This window comes from Ensifer sp., assembly GCF_035999185.1.
GTDB lineage: Bacteria > Pseudomonadota > Alphaproteobacteria > Rhizobiales > Rhizobiaceae > Ensifer.
Map to the genome: position 1 here is coordinate 1 of NZ_DASYHB010000146.1, position 15,057 is coordinate 15,057.

General features: G+C 62.3%; 14 protein-coding genes and 1 pseudogene. 8 read left to right on the forward strand and 7 right to left on the reverse strand.

The features are described 5' to 3' along the window. The 5 genes and pseudogenes from VGO04_RS19520 to rsmA form a co-directional block, all read left to right on the forward strand. Nucleotides 1-133, forward strand: a pseudogene (locus VGO04_RS19520) (LPS export ABC transporter permease LptG); the annotation flags it as partial. Continuing rightward, nucleotides 133-2,481 carry an LPS-assembly protein LptD gene (locus tag VGO04_RS19525; RefSeq protein ID WP_327497623.1) on the forward strand — a complete coding sequence of 783 codons (2,349 nt, stop codon included), beginning with the start codon at nucleotides 133-135 and terminating at the stop codon, nucleotides 2,479-2,481. The pseudogene VGO04_RS19520 and the gene VGO04_RS19525, both read left to right, overlap by 1 nt. A gap of 182 nt (nucleotides 2,482-2,663) precedes the next feature. Continuing rightward, nucleotides 2,664-3,602, forward strand: a complete 939-nt coding sequence (locus VGO04_RS19530) for a peptidylprolyl isomerase (protein ID WP_327497624.1) — start codon at nucleotides 2,664-2,666, stop codon at nucleotides 3,600-3,602. A 13-nt stretch (nucleotides 3,603-3,615) separates the two neighbouring features. Further along, nucleotides 3,616-4,644 (forward strand): 4-hydroxythreonine-4-phosphate dehydrogenase PdxA, encoded by a 1,029-nt coding sequence (gene pdxA, locus VGO04_RS19535; RefSeq protein ID WP_327497625.1) that lies wholly within the window; start codon nucleotides 3,616-3,618, stop codon nucleotides 4,642-4,644. Continuing rightward, nucleotides 4,644-5,471: a 16S rRNA (adenine(1518)-N(6)/adenine(1519)-N(6))-dimethyltransferase RsmA gene (gene rsmA / locus VGO04_RS19540; protein WP_327497626.1), complete on the forward strand. Its 828-nt coding sequence runs from the start codon at nucleotides 4,644-4,646 to the stop codon at nucleotides 5,469-5,471. Before pdxA ends, rsmA begins: the two co-directional genes overlap by 1 nt. 85 nt (nucleotides 5,472-5,556) lie before the next feature. Here the strand turns inward: rsmA and gmk are convergent, their stop codons facing one another. From gmk to fabD, 7 genes are all read right to left on the reverse strand, one after another. Continuing rightward, the gene (gene gmk, locus VGO04_RS19545) at nucleotides 5,557-6,216 is read right to left on the reverse strand and encodes a guanylate kinase (RefSeq protein ID WP_327497627.1); all 660 of its coding nucleotides are present in this window, start codon (nucleotides 6,214-6,216) and stop codon (nucleotides 5,557-5,559) included. A gap of 3 nt (nucleotides 6,217-6,219) precedes the next feature. Further along, complete coding sequence (locus tag VGO04_RS19550; RefSeq protein ID WP_327497628.1) at nucleotides 6,220-7,107, reverse strand: YicC/YloC family endoribonuclease; 888 nt, start codon at nucleotides 7,105-7,107, stop codon at nucleotides 6,220-6,222. Nucleotides 7,108-7,240: 133 nt separating this feature from the next. Beyond that, entirely contained in the window at nucleotides 7,241-8,446 is a 1,206-nt protein-coding gene (mltG, locus tag VGO04_RS19555) for an endolytic transglycosylase MltG (protein WP_327497629.1), read from the reverse strand. Between the two features lie 461 nt (nucleotides 8,447-8,907). Further along, nucleotides 8,908-10,173, reverse strand: a complete 1,266-nt coding sequence (fabF, locus tag VGO04_RS19560) for a beta-ketoacyl-ACP synthase II (RefSeq protein WP_327497630.1) — start codon at nucleotides 10,171-10,173, stop codon at nucleotides 8,908-8,910. A gap of 221 nt (nucleotides 10,174-10,394) precedes the next feature. Continuing rightward, nucleotides 10,395-10,631, reverse strand: coding sequence for an acyl carrier protein (locus VGO04_RS19565; RefSeq protein ID WP_003531676.1), 237 nt, complete (start codon nucleotides 10,629-10,631; stop codon nucleotides 10,395-10,397). A 337-nt stretch (nucleotides 10,632-10,968) separates the two neighbouring features. After that, nucleotides 10,969-11,706 carry a 3-oxoacyl-[acyl-carrier-protein] reductase gene (gene fabG, locus VGO04_RS19570; RefSeq protein ID WP_327497631.1) on the reverse strand — a complete coding sequence of 246 codons (738 nt, stop codon included), beginning with the start codon at nucleotides 11,704-11,706 and terminating at the stop codon, nucleotides 10,969-10,971. A 39-nt stretch (nucleotides 11,707-11,745) separates the two neighbouring features. Continuing rightward, nucleotides 11,746-12,690: an ACP S-malonyltransferase gene (gene fabD / locus VGO04_RS19575; protein WP_327497632.1), complete on the reverse strand. Its 945-nt coding sequence runs from the start codon at nucleotides 12,688-12,690 to the stop codon at nucleotides 11,746-11,748. A gap of 357 nt (nucleotides 12,691-13,047) precedes the next feature. Here fabD and VGO04_RS19580 point away from each other — a divergent pair, with 357 nt between their 5' ends. The 3 genes from VGO04_RS19580 to rpsR all read left to right on the forward strand — a co-directional run. Beyond that, on the forward strand, nucleotides 13,048-14,091 hold the full coding sequence (locus VGO04_RS19580) for an aldo/keto reductase (RefSeq protein WP_327497633.1): 1,044 nt from the start codon (nucleotides 13,048-13,050) through the stop codon (nucleotides 14,089-14,091). Between the two features lie 307 nt (nucleotides 14,092-14,398). Beyond that, nucleotides 14,399-14,845: a 30S ribosomal protein S6 gene (gene rpsF / locus VGO04_RS19585; protein ID WP_327497634.1), complete on the forward strand. Its 447-nt coding sequence runs from the start codon at nucleotides 14,399-14,401 to the stop codon at nucleotides 14,843-14,845. A 26-nt stretch (nucleotides 14,846-14,871) separates the two neighbouring features. Continuing rightward, a partial coding sequence (gene rpsR / locus VGO04_RS19590) for a 30S ribosomal protein S18 (RefSeq protein WP_327497635.1) occupies nucleotides 14,872-15,057 on the forward strand: 186 nt, incomplete at its 3' end.

Consider the following 15,057-nt stretch of genomic DNA (forward strand, 5'->3'; position numbering starts at 1 on the left):
TTATGTCGTCACCGTGCTTGTCAAAGCATTCGGGAGCAGCGGCATTGTGCCTCCTTTCGTTGCAGCCTGGTTGCCAGTTGTTGTAGCGATGGCGCTGGGCTCGACGATTCTTTTAAATCAGGAGGATGGCTAGTGGCGGTAATGAACCGCAAACGTATCAGGCTGATCAACGCCGCCCTGCTTGCAGGCGTGGCGCTGCAGACACTTGCCATGGGAATGAGCGCGCCCGCGATGGCGCAGCAGACTTCGGAGCGTATCGATTCGCTGCGTCCGAACATGCCGGAAGATGCCAAGCTTCTTCTGTCCGCCAATGAGCTCGTCTACAACAAGGACGCCGACAAGGTCATCGTGCGCGGTAACGTGCAGATCGACTACGGCGGCTACAAGATGGTGGCCCGTCAGGTCGAATACGACCAGAAGGCGGGCCGCATACATGCAATCGGGGAAGTCCAACTGGTCGAGCCGGGCGGCAATGTCGTCTATGCCGACAAGATGGATGTCACCGACGATTTCGGTAACGGTTTTATCGATGCCCTGCGGATCGAAACCACCGACCTGACCCGGCTTGCCGCCACGAGTGGCGAGCGGCGGAACGGGGAAGAATTCATTCTGAACGAGGCCGTTTACACGGCCTGCACGCCATGCACGACCAAGCCGGAGCATCGTTCGCTCTGGCACATCAAGGCACAGCGCGTCATCCAGAATGGCCGCACGCGAACGATCCGGCTTGAGAACGCCCGTTTCGAGCTTTTCGGCAAGCCGATCGCCTATATTCCCGTCATGGAGCTGCCTGACCATACAGTGAAGCGCAAGAGCGGCTTCCTGTTCCCGCAGTTCCGCTCGGCACAGAAGCTCGGCGTCGGCGTCGGCGTCCCATACTACTGGGCGATTTCGCCCTATATGGATGCGACGGCGACCGTGACAGGGCTCTCCAAGCAGGGCTTCCTGCTCGAAGGTGAGTTCCGGCAACGCTTCCACAACGGCCTTCACACGCTCCGTTTCGCTGGCATCAGCCAGCTCGACCGCAACTCGTTCACCCCCGGCACCGTCGATGCGCTCGAGAAGGAGCGCGGCATGGTGGCGTCGAAGGGCGAGTTCCAAATCAACCCGCGCTGGACCTTCGGCTGGAACGTGCTTGTCCAATCGGACAACAACTTCGCCAAGACCTACGAACTGTCGGATTTTGACGGGACGACCTATATCAACCAGGCGTACCTGACCGGCCTCGGCAAGCGGAACTATTTCGACCTGCGCGCCTTCTACTTCGACATCCAGGACGCGGATCCGAACAGCATCGCTGAAAACCAGCAGCCGACGGCACAGGTTCTCGACTATTCGTACAAGGCACCTGAATCCGTCCTCGGCGGCGAGCTTTCCGGCACCCTGAACTTCACCAACGTCAAGCGCAACCGGCTCGATCGCTACGACCTGCCGGGCGTGACGCGCTTCCGCGGCCTGGAAGGCACGTCCCATCGCCTGACCGGCGAACTCGAGTGGAAACGCACCTTCATCGCTCCCGGCGGCCTGGTCCTCACTCCCCTTCTGGCTGCGCGCGGCGACGCCATCGGGTTGAACATGGACAACCCCGGTCCGGCCTATACCGGCGACTACAACACCAGTGACGCCGCGACACGGCGTATGCTGACTGCCGGCCTCGAGGCTCGCTATCCGATCCTGTTCGTTGGCGAAAACAGTAGCCATGTGCTTGAGCCGATCGCCCAGCTCTATGCGCGCACCAACGAGCAATACGCCGGCGGCCTTCCGAACGAAGACGCCCAGAGCTTTGTGTTCGACGCGACGAACCTCTTCGACCGCGACAAGTTCTCGGGCTTCGACCGGATCGAGGGCGGCACCCGCGCCAATGTCGGCATGCGCTACACGGGAACGTTCGACAGCGGTTACGGTCTGCGCGGCATCGTTGGTCAATCCTTCCATCTCGGCGGCCTGAACTCGTTTGCGACCGACGACCTCGTCAAGGCAGGCGCAAACTCGGGCCTTGAGACCAAGCGTTCCGACTACGTCGCAATGGTTGGCATCGATGCGCCGTCCGGCCTGATGGCGAGCCTTTCCGGCCGCCTCGACGAAAAGGACCTGGCCCTGCGCCGCGCCGATGCGACCGTCGGTTATCTCGGGATGACATGGCAGGCGGCGATGACCTATACGCGCATCGAAGCCCAGCCGATTTATGGCTCGCAGACGGATCAGGACGAAATCCAGACCGCTGCCGCCTACAAGTTCCATGACTATTGGTCGGTCTTCGGCGCGATCACCTATGACATCAACAAGGACGTGATCTCGCGCAACGGCTTCGGCATCACCTATGACGACCAGGACACCCTGTTCTCGATTGTCTACAAGCAGGAGCGCGACACCGACAGCACGCTGGCGAACGACTGGTCGATCGGCGCCCGAATCAGCTTCCGCACCCTTGGCGACGTCAATGTTGGCGACACCAAGTTCCAGGAGCTGGACTATTACTGATGTTGTCAGGCGAATGGGCGAGCCAACGCTCGCCCATTCGTTGAGATCGTTCCGTCAAACGGTCTTGTCATCGTTTGGCCGCATGTATTATGCATTCCCTCCGACAAGATAAGGCAACGGCGCAACGCCGGCAGGCTGGCAAAGCCTGTCGACGGTGATTGTCCGGAAAACAGGAAAAGATAATGGGCGGGAAAATGTCGATCTTGAGGACGCTTTCGGCACTGGCTCTGGCCGGAACCCTGAGCATGGCCGTGTGCGCCGGGGCGCAGGCAGCAAGCCAGGTCAAGGCAACGGTCAACAACACGGTGATCACCTCGGGCGACATTGCCAAGCGGGTGGCTTTTCTGCGCCTGCAGCGACAGAAGGGTGGCGCTGACGAAGCCAGGAAGCAACTCATCGACGAAGTCCTGAAACGCGCCGAGATCGCCCGCATCGGCCAGTCGGTCAGCACACAGGAAGTCGATGCGGCCTACGCCCGCTTTGCCGCAGGCAACAAGCTTTCGCCCGAGCAACTGGGCAAGATCCTCGACCAGGCCGGCGTCGGCCCCGATCATTTCAAACAGTACATCGCCGTGCAGATGAGCTGGCCACGCGCCGTCAACTTCCGCTTTGGCAATTCGAACCGGCTCCAGGGCGCCGACCTCGTCAAGCGCATGATGGAAGGCGGCGGCCAGAAGCCGGTGACGACCGAGTATTTCCTCCAGCAGGTCATCTTCGTCATTCCGGAAAAGAAGCGCGGCGCGATCACCGCGAAGCGCCAAGCCGAGGCCAACGCCTCGCGTTCGCAATTCCCGGGCTGCGAAACATCCAAGGCGTTCGCCGCCAACTATCGCGACGTGTCGATCCGCAGCCTCGGCCGCATGCTCGCCCAGCAATTGCCGGACGAGTGGAAGCCCTTGATCGAGAAGGCCAGCGAAAATGGCACGACCGGGACCCGTGTGACCGAAAAGGGCGTCGAGTACCTGGCGATCTGCAAGAAGCGTGAAGTCAACGACGACACGGCCGCCGAGATCGTTTTCCGTGCCGAAGACATCGGCAAGAAGAAGGCTGAAGGCGAAGATCCCAACAGCGAAAAGTACCTCGAGGAATTGCGCAAGAAGGCGCAAATCGTCAACAAGTAAACACGACGGAAACATGCGCGAACCAACCGGCGGGCCCCTCGCCCTGACCATGGGCGACCCGGCCGGTATCGGGCCGGACATCAGTCTTTCGGCCTGGCTTGGCCGTCGCCAACACGCAACGGCGCCCTTCCTCTTCATTGGCGATCCGTCCGTGCTCGCCGCACGGGCATCTATGTTGGGCTATACGGTGCCGATCCGGGAGACGGACTGTTCGGGCGCGCACTCTGTCTTCGACACGGCGCTGCCGGTGCTGCCGCTCGCCTGCCCTGCTCCGGTCGCCGCCGGCGATGCTGACACGACCAACGCCAGCGCCGTCATCGGCGCGATTGACGAAGCGGTCCGCCTCGTCTTGGCCGGCCAGGCCTCTGCCGTCGTTACCAATCCGATTGCCAAAGCGGTCCTTTATGATGCCGGCTTCCGCTTTCCCGGCCATACCGAATACCTGGCAGACCTTGCCGAAAAGGCGACAGGGCACCCCGTTCTGCCGGTCATGATGCTGGCCGGACCGAAGCTGCGTGCTGTGCCCGTCACGATCCACATCCCGTTGAAGGACGTACCGGAACAGTTGACGCCGGATCTCGTCTACCGCACCTGCGCGATAACGGCGGCCGATCTGCGCAACCGCTTCGGGCTCCAGCATCCGCGCCTAGCAATCGCCGGGCTGAACCCGCACGCCGGGGAAAACGGCGCGCTCGGGCTCGAGGACGACGCCATCATCCGCCCCGTCATTGACCGACTGCGCGCTGAAGGCATCGATGCCACAGGGCCGTTGCCCGCCGATACGATGTTCCATGATCGGGCGCGCGCGACCTACGACGTCGCGATCTGCATGTATCACGACCAGGCTCTGATCCCGGCCAAGGCACTCGGCTTCGACGACAGTGTCAACGTCACCCTCGGCCTTCCCTTCATCCGCACATCGCCTGATCACGGCACGGCCTTCAGCCTTGCCGGCAAAGGCATTGCCCGTGACGACAGCCTGCGGGCGGCGCTCGATCTTGCCGCGACGCTTTCGGCCAACAAGCCAGGAGACAGCCGCTGATGGCCGCCCTTGACGGTCTTCCCCCCTTGCGCGACGTGATCCAGCGTCACGGTCTCGATGCCAAGAAGGCATTGGGCCAGAACTTCCTGCTCGATCTCAACCTGACGCAGAAAATCGCCCGGACCGCCGGCTCCCTCGAAGGTGTCACGGTCATCGAGGTCGGACCCGGGCCAGGCGGTCTCACGCGCGCCATCCTTGCGCTTGGCGCAAAGAAGGTGATCGCGATCGAACGGGATTCGCGCTGCCTGCCGGCGCTTGCCGAAATTGGCGCGCACTATCCCGACCGGCTGCAGGTAATCGAGGGCGACGCACTGAAAACCAACTTCGAGGCGCTTGCTGATGGCGGCCCGGTCAAGATCATTGCCAACCTGCCCTACAATGTCGGTACGCAACTGCTCGTCAACTGGCTGCTGCCCGAGCGCTGGCCGCCGTTCTGGCAATCGCTGACCCTGATGTTCCAGCGCGAGGTGGGCCTCAGGATCGTCGCCGAGGCTGACGACGACCACTATGGGCGCCTCGGTGTGCTCTGCGGCTGGCGTACGCAGGCGCGGATGGCCTTCGACGTGCCGCCGCAGGCCTTCACGCCACCGCCGAAGGTGACGTCGTCTGTGGTCCATCTGGAGCCGATCGAAAACCCCATCCCCTGCGCCGTCAACGCGCTCGAGAAGGTGACCCATGCGGCCTTCGGCCAGCGGCGGAAGATGCTGCGCCAGAGCCTGAAGCCGCTCGGCGGCGAAGCCCTTCTGGCAAAAGCCGACATCGACCCGCAACGCCGCGCCGAGACGCTTTCGGTGGGCGAGTTCTGCCGCCTGGCAAACTGCCTTTAGGCCACCCGCCGCTGGCGACCGGTCTCTGGCGACAATGCCGCGATACGAAAATGGCTCCCGAAGGAGCCATTTTTTCTTTCGGCGCTTAGAACGGGTTTTCCGTCAGCAGACCGTTGACGAAATCGAACAGGCCGGGGCGCCGGTCGCGACGGAGCCGCTCGGCCTCGACGATCGCCCGCACGGACGAAAAGGCGCGATCCAGATCGTCGTTGAGAACGATGTAATCGTACTCCCGCCAGTGTTCGATCTCGGCACGAGAATTGGCGAGCCGCGTGGCGATCACCTCTTCGCTGTCTTCGGCCCGGCGGTGCAGGCGTGACTGCAGCTCGGCCATCGACGGCGGCAGGATGAAGATGGAGACGACGTCGCCTGCCATCTTCTCCTGAAGCTGCTGGGCTCCCTGCCAGTCGATGTCGAAAAGCATGTCCCGGCCGGCGGCCATGGCCGCTTCGACGGCGTCACGCGGGGTGCCGTAGAAATTGCCGTGCACTTCCGCCCATTCGAGCAGGGAGTCCGTTGCCCTCAGTGCCTCGAACTCACGGATCGTCTTGAAATGATAGTGCCGTCCATCGATCTCGCTCGGGCGGCGCTGGCGCGTCGTCACGCTCACCGAGATGCTCATCTCGGGATCGGCTTCGAGCAGATTGCGCGCAATGGTCGATTTTCCGGCGCCGGACGGCGAGGAAATAACGAGCATCAGCCCACGACGGGCGATCTTGATGGGCGAAGGGGTCGCCGGGGTCATGTCTTACTCCAGATTCTGGACCTGTTCGCGGAACTGGTCGATGACGACCTTAAGCTCGATCCCGGCCGCAGACACTGCGGCTGCGTTCGACTTGGAACAGATTGTATTTGATTCGCGGTTAAATTCCTGCGCGAGGAAATCGAGCTTGCGGCCGACAGGGCCGCCCTTTGCCAGAAGTTCGCGTGCTGCAACGATGTGAGAGCCCAGCCGATCGATCTCTTCGCGCAGATCCGCCTTGGTCGCCAGCAACGCGACTTCGGCATAAAGGCGCTCCCGATCGAGCGAGGAGCCGTTGTCCATCACCATGGCCACCTGCTGCGCAAGCCGCTCGGCGATCGACGTTGCACTTCGCGACGGATCGGCCTCGACCGTCGCGGTCAGTGCTTCAATGCTTTCGACCTGGGTGAGCAGGATCTGACAGAGCGCAGCCCCCTCGTCCTCACGCATCGCGCGCAGATCGGACAGCGCGAGCCTCAGTCCTTCGAGGATGTTGGCATCAAGCGCTGCGCGCTCCTCTTCACTTTCCTCCGGCTCGCGGAAGTCGACGATGCCGCGGATCGAAAGAAGCGTGTCGAACTTCAGAGGCGCCGGGTCGACGAGCTCTCCCAGTTGTTCGCGCAGGTTCAACACGGCCGTCAAGGCCGCCTGGTTGACCACCGCCTCGACAGCCGCCTCGCCGCCGCTGACGGACAGGCCGATCTGGAGGTTACCGCGTGAGAAATAGTCGCCGGCGAGTTTGCGCACCTCCGGCTCGAAGCGTTCCAGCCCCTGCGGCAGGCGCAGCCGGAGATCAAGGCCCTTGCCGTTGACGGAGCGCAGCTCCCAGGCCCATCGGCGGCGGCCGCTGCTGCCTTCCTTCCGGGCAAAGCCGGTCATCGATTGGAGCGGCATCGTCACCTCCGTTGCGGTTTCAGCAGAAGCAATAAGGCGACGGCGCGGCATCCCGCAAGGGATATCCGCGCCGTCACTTGTCAGTCCACAATACAGGCCCCGTCACGCGGCTATGCCGCATGGGTGGGCAGCATCATTGCGGCTGCGGTGTCATGGCATCCGATCCGGTGGCCGCACCGTCGGCTGCAGCCTTCGCCGCTTCCGCGGCCCGCTCCGCCTCGACCTTGCGCCAACGCCTCACATTGGCATTGTGCTCGTCGAGGGTCTCGGCGAAGACGTGACCACCTGTGCCGTCGGCGACGAAGTAGAGCTCCGGCGTGCGCGACGGATTGGCCACGGCCTCAAGCGCCGCGCGCCCGGGATTGGCAATCGGCGTCGGCGGCAGGCCCTTGATGATGTAGGTGTTGTACGGCGTCTGCTTGTCGATGTCCGACTTCAGGATCGGCCGGTCCGCCGGCTTTCCGTCACCGCCGAAGATGCCGTAGATGATCGTCGGGTCGGATTGAAGACGCATGCCCTTGTCGAGCCGGTTGATGAAGACGGACGCGACACGCGGACGCTCATCGGCGCGGCCGGTTTCCTTTTCCACGATCGAGGCGAGCGTGACCAGTTCCTCTACCGTCGATACCGGCAGGTTGGGGTCGCGCTTGTCCCAGATCTGGCCGACCAGGACCTTCTGGGCCGCAACCATCTGCTGGACGATCTCGCCGCGCTTGGTACCACGCGTGAACTTGTAGGTGTCCGGCATCAGCGAACCCTCGGGCGGCAATTCCTTCGGCAGGTCGCCAACCAGCACCGGATCGTCGGAGAGCTTGTGGAACATCTGCTTGACGGTCAGGCCTTCGGGCAGGGAAACGGAATAGAGGATCGACTTGCCGGATTTCAGAAGCTGCATGACCTCCTGCATGGAGGAACCGGCCTTGATCTCGTATTCGCCCGCCTTCAGCGTCTCGTTGTCGAGATAGGCTTCCGAGACGAAGCGGAAGACGCGCGCATCGGTGATGATGTTGCTGCGCTCAAGTCCGCTGGCTATCTCGCTCATGCCAGCGCCGCCTCTGACGATGAAGTTCTGGTTCGCCTGCAGCGGACCCTGCTTTTCGTACTGATGCATCGCGTAATAGACCGTGCCGGCCGCGGCAAGTGCCGCGAAGACGATGACGGTCATGACGAAATTCAGAAAGATCACGACCTGGCTGCGGGCCTTGCGCGATCGTTTCGGTGGCTGCGGCACTTTTTCCGGGCGCAACGCCTCGTTCGCCGATTTCGGAATGATCGGCCCGTTGCTCGCGTTTTCACTGCGGCCGAATTGCGCCGCGCCGTTGTCGTTTGTGTCGCTCACGATTGTCCCGAACCCGAAATTCGCGGCCTCATTCTCTTCCTGCTTCCGGCGCGAATTTCGGACTGGACCGTCGCAGGCTTAAGACAAATTCATAAAAACGGCGCCGCCCTGGCGGACGACAACCGCAGTCTTGTTGACCAAGAGATCTGCGGCCCGGCGCAATTGCACGTAGGAACCACAGAAATGTGTCGAATCGCCGTCCGTTCAAGGGAACGTGGCGGACGCCCAACACTTTGGTCTGGAGTTTTCCAGTGCCCCCCATGTTGCCGCGGGGTGCGAGCCGGGGCTCCAGGCAATAGCGAATTGGCAATCTGACAGATATGCCTTGCGCGAATATAGCGGTCGGCGGGCGCCGCAGCGCATCCTCCTCCCGAAACATGCTTGTAACGAGCAATACGGCAAAAACTGGATCAGCGCGCCGAGTATCGTTCTCGACGCGCTGATTGGATTTAAGGACGGGATCAGGCGCCGGTGTAGCGACGCAGGACCAACGAGGCGTTCGTGCCGCCGAAGCCGAAGGAGTTCGACAGCGCTACGTTGATCTCACGCTTGCGCGCGACATGCGGCACGAGATCGATCTTCGTTTCCACGGATGGATTGTCGAGGTTGAGCGTCGGCGGAGCGATGTTGTCACGGATCGCGAGCGCCGAGAAAATCGCTTCGACAGCGCCGGCAGCGCCGAGCAAATGGCCGATCGCAGACTTGGTCGAAGACATCGAGATCTTCGGGGCATGCTCGCCAACCAGACGCTCGACCGCGCCGAGCTCGATCGTGTCGGCCATCGTCGAGGTGCCGTGGGCGTTGATGTAGTCGACATCGGCCGCCGTCAGCCCGGCGCGCTTCAGCGCCATCTGCATGCAGCGGTAGGCGCCGTCGCCGTCTTCCGACGGGGCAGTGATGTGGAAGGCGTCACCGGACAGGCCGTAGCCGACGACTTCCGCATAGATCTTGGCGCCACGTGCCTTGGCGTGCTCGAGTTCTTCGAGGATGACGACACCGGCACCCTCGCCCATGACGAAGCCGTCACGGTCGATGTCATAAGGACGCGAGGCCTTCTGCGGGTCGTCATTGTGCTGCGTCGACAGCGCCTTGCAGGCGGCAAATCCGGCGAGCGAGATCCGGCAGATCGGCGATTCCGCGCCACCGGCGACCATGACGTCGGCATCGCCAAGCATGATCAGGCGGCTCGCGTCGCCGATCGCGTGCGCGCCGGTCGAACAGGCGGTGACGACAGAGTGATTGGGACCGCGCAGCTTGTGGCGGATCGACACCTGGCCGGAGGCAAGGTTGATGAGGCGGCCCGGAATGAAGAAGGGCGAAATGCGCCTCGGACCCTTGTCACGCAGCGTGTAGCCGCCTTCGACGATGCCTTCGAGGCCGCCGATGCCCGAACCGATCAGGACGCCCGTTGCGATCTGATCCTCGTTGGTTTCCGGCTTCCAGCCTGCATCGGCCAGCGCCATGTCGGCCGCGGCCATCGCATAGACGATGAAGGGATCGACCTTGCGCTGCTCCTTCGGCTCCATCCAGTCGTCGGCGTTGAAGGTCGCATCGGTTCCGTCCCCGAAGGGGATGCGGCAGGCGATCTTTGCGGGAAGGTCCTCGACCTCGAATTCGGTAACCTTGCGCGCAGCGTTGTGCCCCGCAAGCAGGCGCGCCCACGTCGCCTCAGTTCCGCAACCCAAGGGAGATACCATGCCGGTACCGGTGATAACGACACGTCTCATAGTCCGCGACCCACCCTGACTTTTCAGTTTCAGCGCCGGATCGGACCACGTGCAACGAACCCGATCCGGGCATCCATTTAAGGTTCTAAATTCACGATCAGAGGGAATTGCGGCAAACGCTTGCTGATCGAAATCCCCGCTCAGCGCGGGACAGCCCACTTCCCTGGGCTGAAACGGGCCGCTTTACGCGGCCCGTCCACGGCCGAAGCCACTTTAAGGTATTAGGCCTGAGCCTTTTCGATGAACTTGACAGCGTCGCCGACGGTCAAGATCGAGTCAGCAGCGTCGTCCGGGATTTCAACGCCGAATTCTTCTTCGAAAGCCATGACCAGTTCGACGGTGTCGAGCGAGTCCGCGCCGAGGTCATCGATGAAGCTTGCGCCTTCGCTGACCTTTTCGGCGTCGACGCCAAGATGATCAATAACAATTTTCTTTACGCGTTCTGCGATATCGCTCATGTCGGAGTTCCTCGACCTTCGTTTCTGTAGGCGCCTATTCCGGCACCGGTACTCTTATGTAAGCCTGATAGACCAAGATGGCCCACCCGGCAATCCATCCAACCGGAACTGCGGCAAACCCAAGGCAGCCAAGGCTGCCGGACGCCTGGCGTGACCGGTCGACTGCTAACAGTCATGGCCCGATTAACACGGTTTAACGCTGTCGCAAAGTCCGAAAATGCCTGTCATTCGCTTGCTCAACATTGAATTTCAGGCATTTGGCAGGCGGTAGCCCGGGACGTTGAATGCTGCCCTCCGCACAATCTCGGCGAGCCGCCTGCACGTCCCGGACACCGGGTCAGATCATCGCCATGCCGCCGTTGACGTGAATCGTCTGGCCGGTGACGTAGCCCGCCTCGTTCGAAGCAAGATAGGCGACCGCAGAGGCGATTTCGGCGCCGGTGCCCATGCGCTTCATCGGGATCGCGCCCATGATCGCGTCCTTCTGCTTGTCGTTCAGCTTGCCGGTCATGGCGCTTTCGATAAAGCCGGGCGCTACACAGTTGACGGTGACGTTGCGCGTCGCGATTTCCTGGGCAAGCGACTTGGAAAAACCGATCATGCCGGCCTTGGAGGCGCAGTAGTTGGCCTGGCCGGGATTGCCCGTGACGCCGACGATGGACGTGATGTTGACGATACGGCCGAAGCGGCGACGCATCATCGGATGGGTGAGTTCGCGCGTCAGCCGGAAAACAGCGGTGAGGTTCACTTCGAGAACGGCATCCCAATCTTCGTCGCTCATGCGCACGAAGAGGCCGTCCTTGGTGATCCCGGCATTGTTGACGAGAATATCGACGCCGCCGAGTTCAGCCTCCGCCTTTTCGCCAAGCGCCTTGACCTCGGCGCGATCGGAAAGGTTGGCAGGGAAAAGCTGCACGCGTTCACCAAGCTCGTTGGCAAGCGCCTCCAGCTTTTCGACGCGGGTGCCGTGCAGGCCGACAGTTGCGCCCTGCGCATGCAGCATGCGGGCGATTTCCTCGCCGATACCACCGGAAGCGCCGGTAACGAGAGCCTTGCGGCCAGAAAGATCGAACATCTGATTGGTTCCTTGTAACTGGTGCGACGAGGCGGCCGCTCAGGCGAGCAGCGCGGCAAGTGCAGTATCGATATCGGCAGGCGTGTTGACGGCGACGCCGTTGACGGTCTTGTCGATCCGGCGGGCAAGCCCGGTCAGGACCTTGCCGGAACCGATTTCATAAAGCGTCGTGACATTGTTGGCAGCGAACCACTCAACGGTTTCGCGCCAGCGAACCTGGCCGGTGACCTGCTCCACCAAAAGGCGGGCGATCTCGTCCGCATCGCTGACCGGTGCAGCAAGCACATTGGCGATCACGGGAACGATAGGGCTGCGCTTCTCGACCTTGGCGAGCGCATCGCGCATCGCGTCTGCCGCCGGCGCCATCAGGCTCGAATGGAAGGGCGCAGAGACCGGCAGCATAAGGGCGCGCTTGGCGCCTTTTTCCGATGCAAGCGCTGCGGCCTTTTCGACGGCCGCCTTCTCGCCGGAAATCACCAGCTGGCCGCCACCATTGTCGTTGGCGATCTGACAGGAGCCGAGTGCGGAGGCTTCGCCGCAGATGGCTTCGACATCCGCATGCTCGAGACCGATGATCGCCGCCATCGCGCCCTTACCGACCGGGACCGCCGCCTGCATGGCGTTGCCGCGGATGCGCAGGAGGCGCGCGGTATCGGCAATAGAGAAGGTGCCGGCCGCGCAGAGCGCCGAGTATTCGCCGAGCGAGTGGCCAGCGACGAAGGACACCTTGCTCTTCAAATCGAGGCCCTTGGCCTCGAGCACGCGGATGACGGCCATCGACACGGCCATCAGCGCCGGCTGGGCGTTTGCCGTCAGCGTCAATGTCTCTTCCGGGCCATTCCACATAATCTCTGACAGCTTCTCGCCGAGCGCCTCGTCGACTTCGGCAAAGACGGCGGCGGCTTCCGGAAATGCGTCCGCCAGTTCCTTGCCCATGCCGACAGCCTGGCTGCCCTGGCCGGGAAACGTGAATGCAATGCTCATGGGATAGTCCCTTCCCTGGACCGTTGTGATTTCGGATCGAACAGAGACGAAATCATAAAGGTCAGTGCTGATGACTTAGAGCGGGCAAGGGCGCGGAAAACCGCACACACACTATTTACACGTCCCGCTCTGGTTTCCTCTCCATTCACATTCCTGAACGACGAGTCAAGCTTGGAGGCCCGGGCGGACGGGGTCAACGACGCCTTTTGCCCTTGATCTTCATCAATCAAGGCGTAAGTTTGCCGCCCAAGGCTGGCCTGATCCTCGCAATCGCGCGGGCGGCGGCCATCACCCATCCCGGCGCGACACCCTCCCTCCCACGGTCGATACGCGCCTTCTCACGAGGAATCTCGATCCATGCGTTACAACACGCTAGGCCGCACCGGCATCAAGGTCTCGGAAATCTGCCTGGGCACCATGACATGGGGCTCGCAGAACTCCACGGCTGAAGCCCACGAACAGCTCGACCACGCCTTCGAAAAGGGCGTGAACTTCATCGACACGGCGGAACTCTATCCGACGACGCCTCTTTCGTCAGAGACCTACGGCAACACCGAGAGCATCATCGGCGAATGGCTGACGAAGCGCGGTCGACGCGACGACGTCGTACTTGCGACCAAGGTTGCCGGTCCCGGTCGCCCCTATATCCGCGACGGCGGCCCGACCACACCCGAGGGTATCGACCAGGCGATCGACGCCAGCCTCAAGCGGCTGAAGACCGATTATGTCGATCTCTACCAGATCCACTGGCCGAACCGCGGCCACTATCATTTCCGCAACGCCTGGTCCTACGACCCGGCCAAGCAGGACAAGGCGCATGTCGCCGGTGATCTCAAGGCGATTCTCGACAAGCTCGGCGACCTCGTGAAGGCCGGCAAGGTCCGCGCCGTCGGTCTTTCCAACGACACCGCCTGGGGCACGATGAAATTCATCAACATGGCAGAGCAGCATGGCCTGCCGCGCGTCGCGTCGATCCAGAACGAATACAACCTGCTTTATCGCGCCTATGACCTCGACCTCTCGGAACTGTCGCATCACGAGGATGTGGGCCTGCTTGCCTATTCCCCGCTTGCAGCAGGCCTCCTCAGCGGCAAGTACCTCGACGGCGCCAAGCCCAAGGGCTCGCGGCTTGCGATCAACGGCGACCTCGGCGGCCGTTTTACGCCGCATCAGGAGCCAGCGGTTGCCGGATACGTCGCACTTGCCAGGGAACATGGCATCGATCCCTCGCAGATGGCCATCGCCTTCTGCCTCGCGCGCCCGTTCATGGCATCGGTCATCATCGGCGCGACATCGATGGAACAGCTGAAGACCGATCTCGGCGCGGTCGACCTCAAGCTGTCGCAGGACGTCATCAACGGGATCCGCCGCCTGCACCGCCTCTATCCGATGCCGATCTGATCGGTCGCGGCCGGTCAGCCCGAAACCAGGCTTGGTGCGAAAAAATGCGCCAAGCCTTGCCTTCCGTCGAAAAATGCGTATAAGCGCGCTGTTCGAAATGCCCGGTCTTCTGGCTGGTGGCTGAACGGAGGGCCGGCTTCCTCGAGGGGAGCCGTTAGGATTGCAAGTCTTTCCGGCCTCCCGTGTCTCCGCTCTCGACCGTCTCGATACAACACTTTCTTGCCGGCTGCCTGTCAGCCACTAAGAACAGTCGTTGAGGCTTAGCCGCCGAGGTCCGGGCTGATTAACGCAAGAAAGGCAAGCCACAATGGCTCTTTATGAACACGTATTCCTGGCCCGCCAGGACATCACGCCGCAGCAGGTCGACGGTCTCGTCGAGCAGTACAAGGGCGTGCTCGAAGCAAACGGCGGTAAGGTCGGTCGCGTCGAGAACTGGGGCCTGAAGTCCCTCACCTACCGCATCAAGAAGAACCGCAAGGCTCACTACGTTCTCATGGACATCGACGCTCCGGCAGCGGCTGTTCACGAAATCGAGCGTCAGATGCGCATCAACGAAGACGTCCTGCGCTACATGACGATCGCTGTTGAGAAGCACGAAGAAGGCGCATCGGCCATGATGCAGAAGCGCGACCGCGACGACCGTCCGCGCCGCGATGGCGACCGTCCGGAGCGCAGCTTCGGCGACCGTGGTCCGCGTCCGGACCGTGGCGACCGCGAAGATCGCCCGCGCCGTCCGCGCGAAGACCGCGCGTAATCAAGAAGCTTTAGGAGATTAAGACAATGGCTGAAGTTTCTTCCGCTCCGGTTCGCCGCCCGTTCCACCGTCGCCGCAAGACCTGCCCCTTCTCGGGCGCAAACGCTCCGCGGATCGACTACAAGGACATCCGTCTGCTGCAGCGCTACATTTCCGAGCGCGGCAAGATCGTTCCTTCCCGCATCACGGCCGTTTCCCAGAAGAAGCAGCGC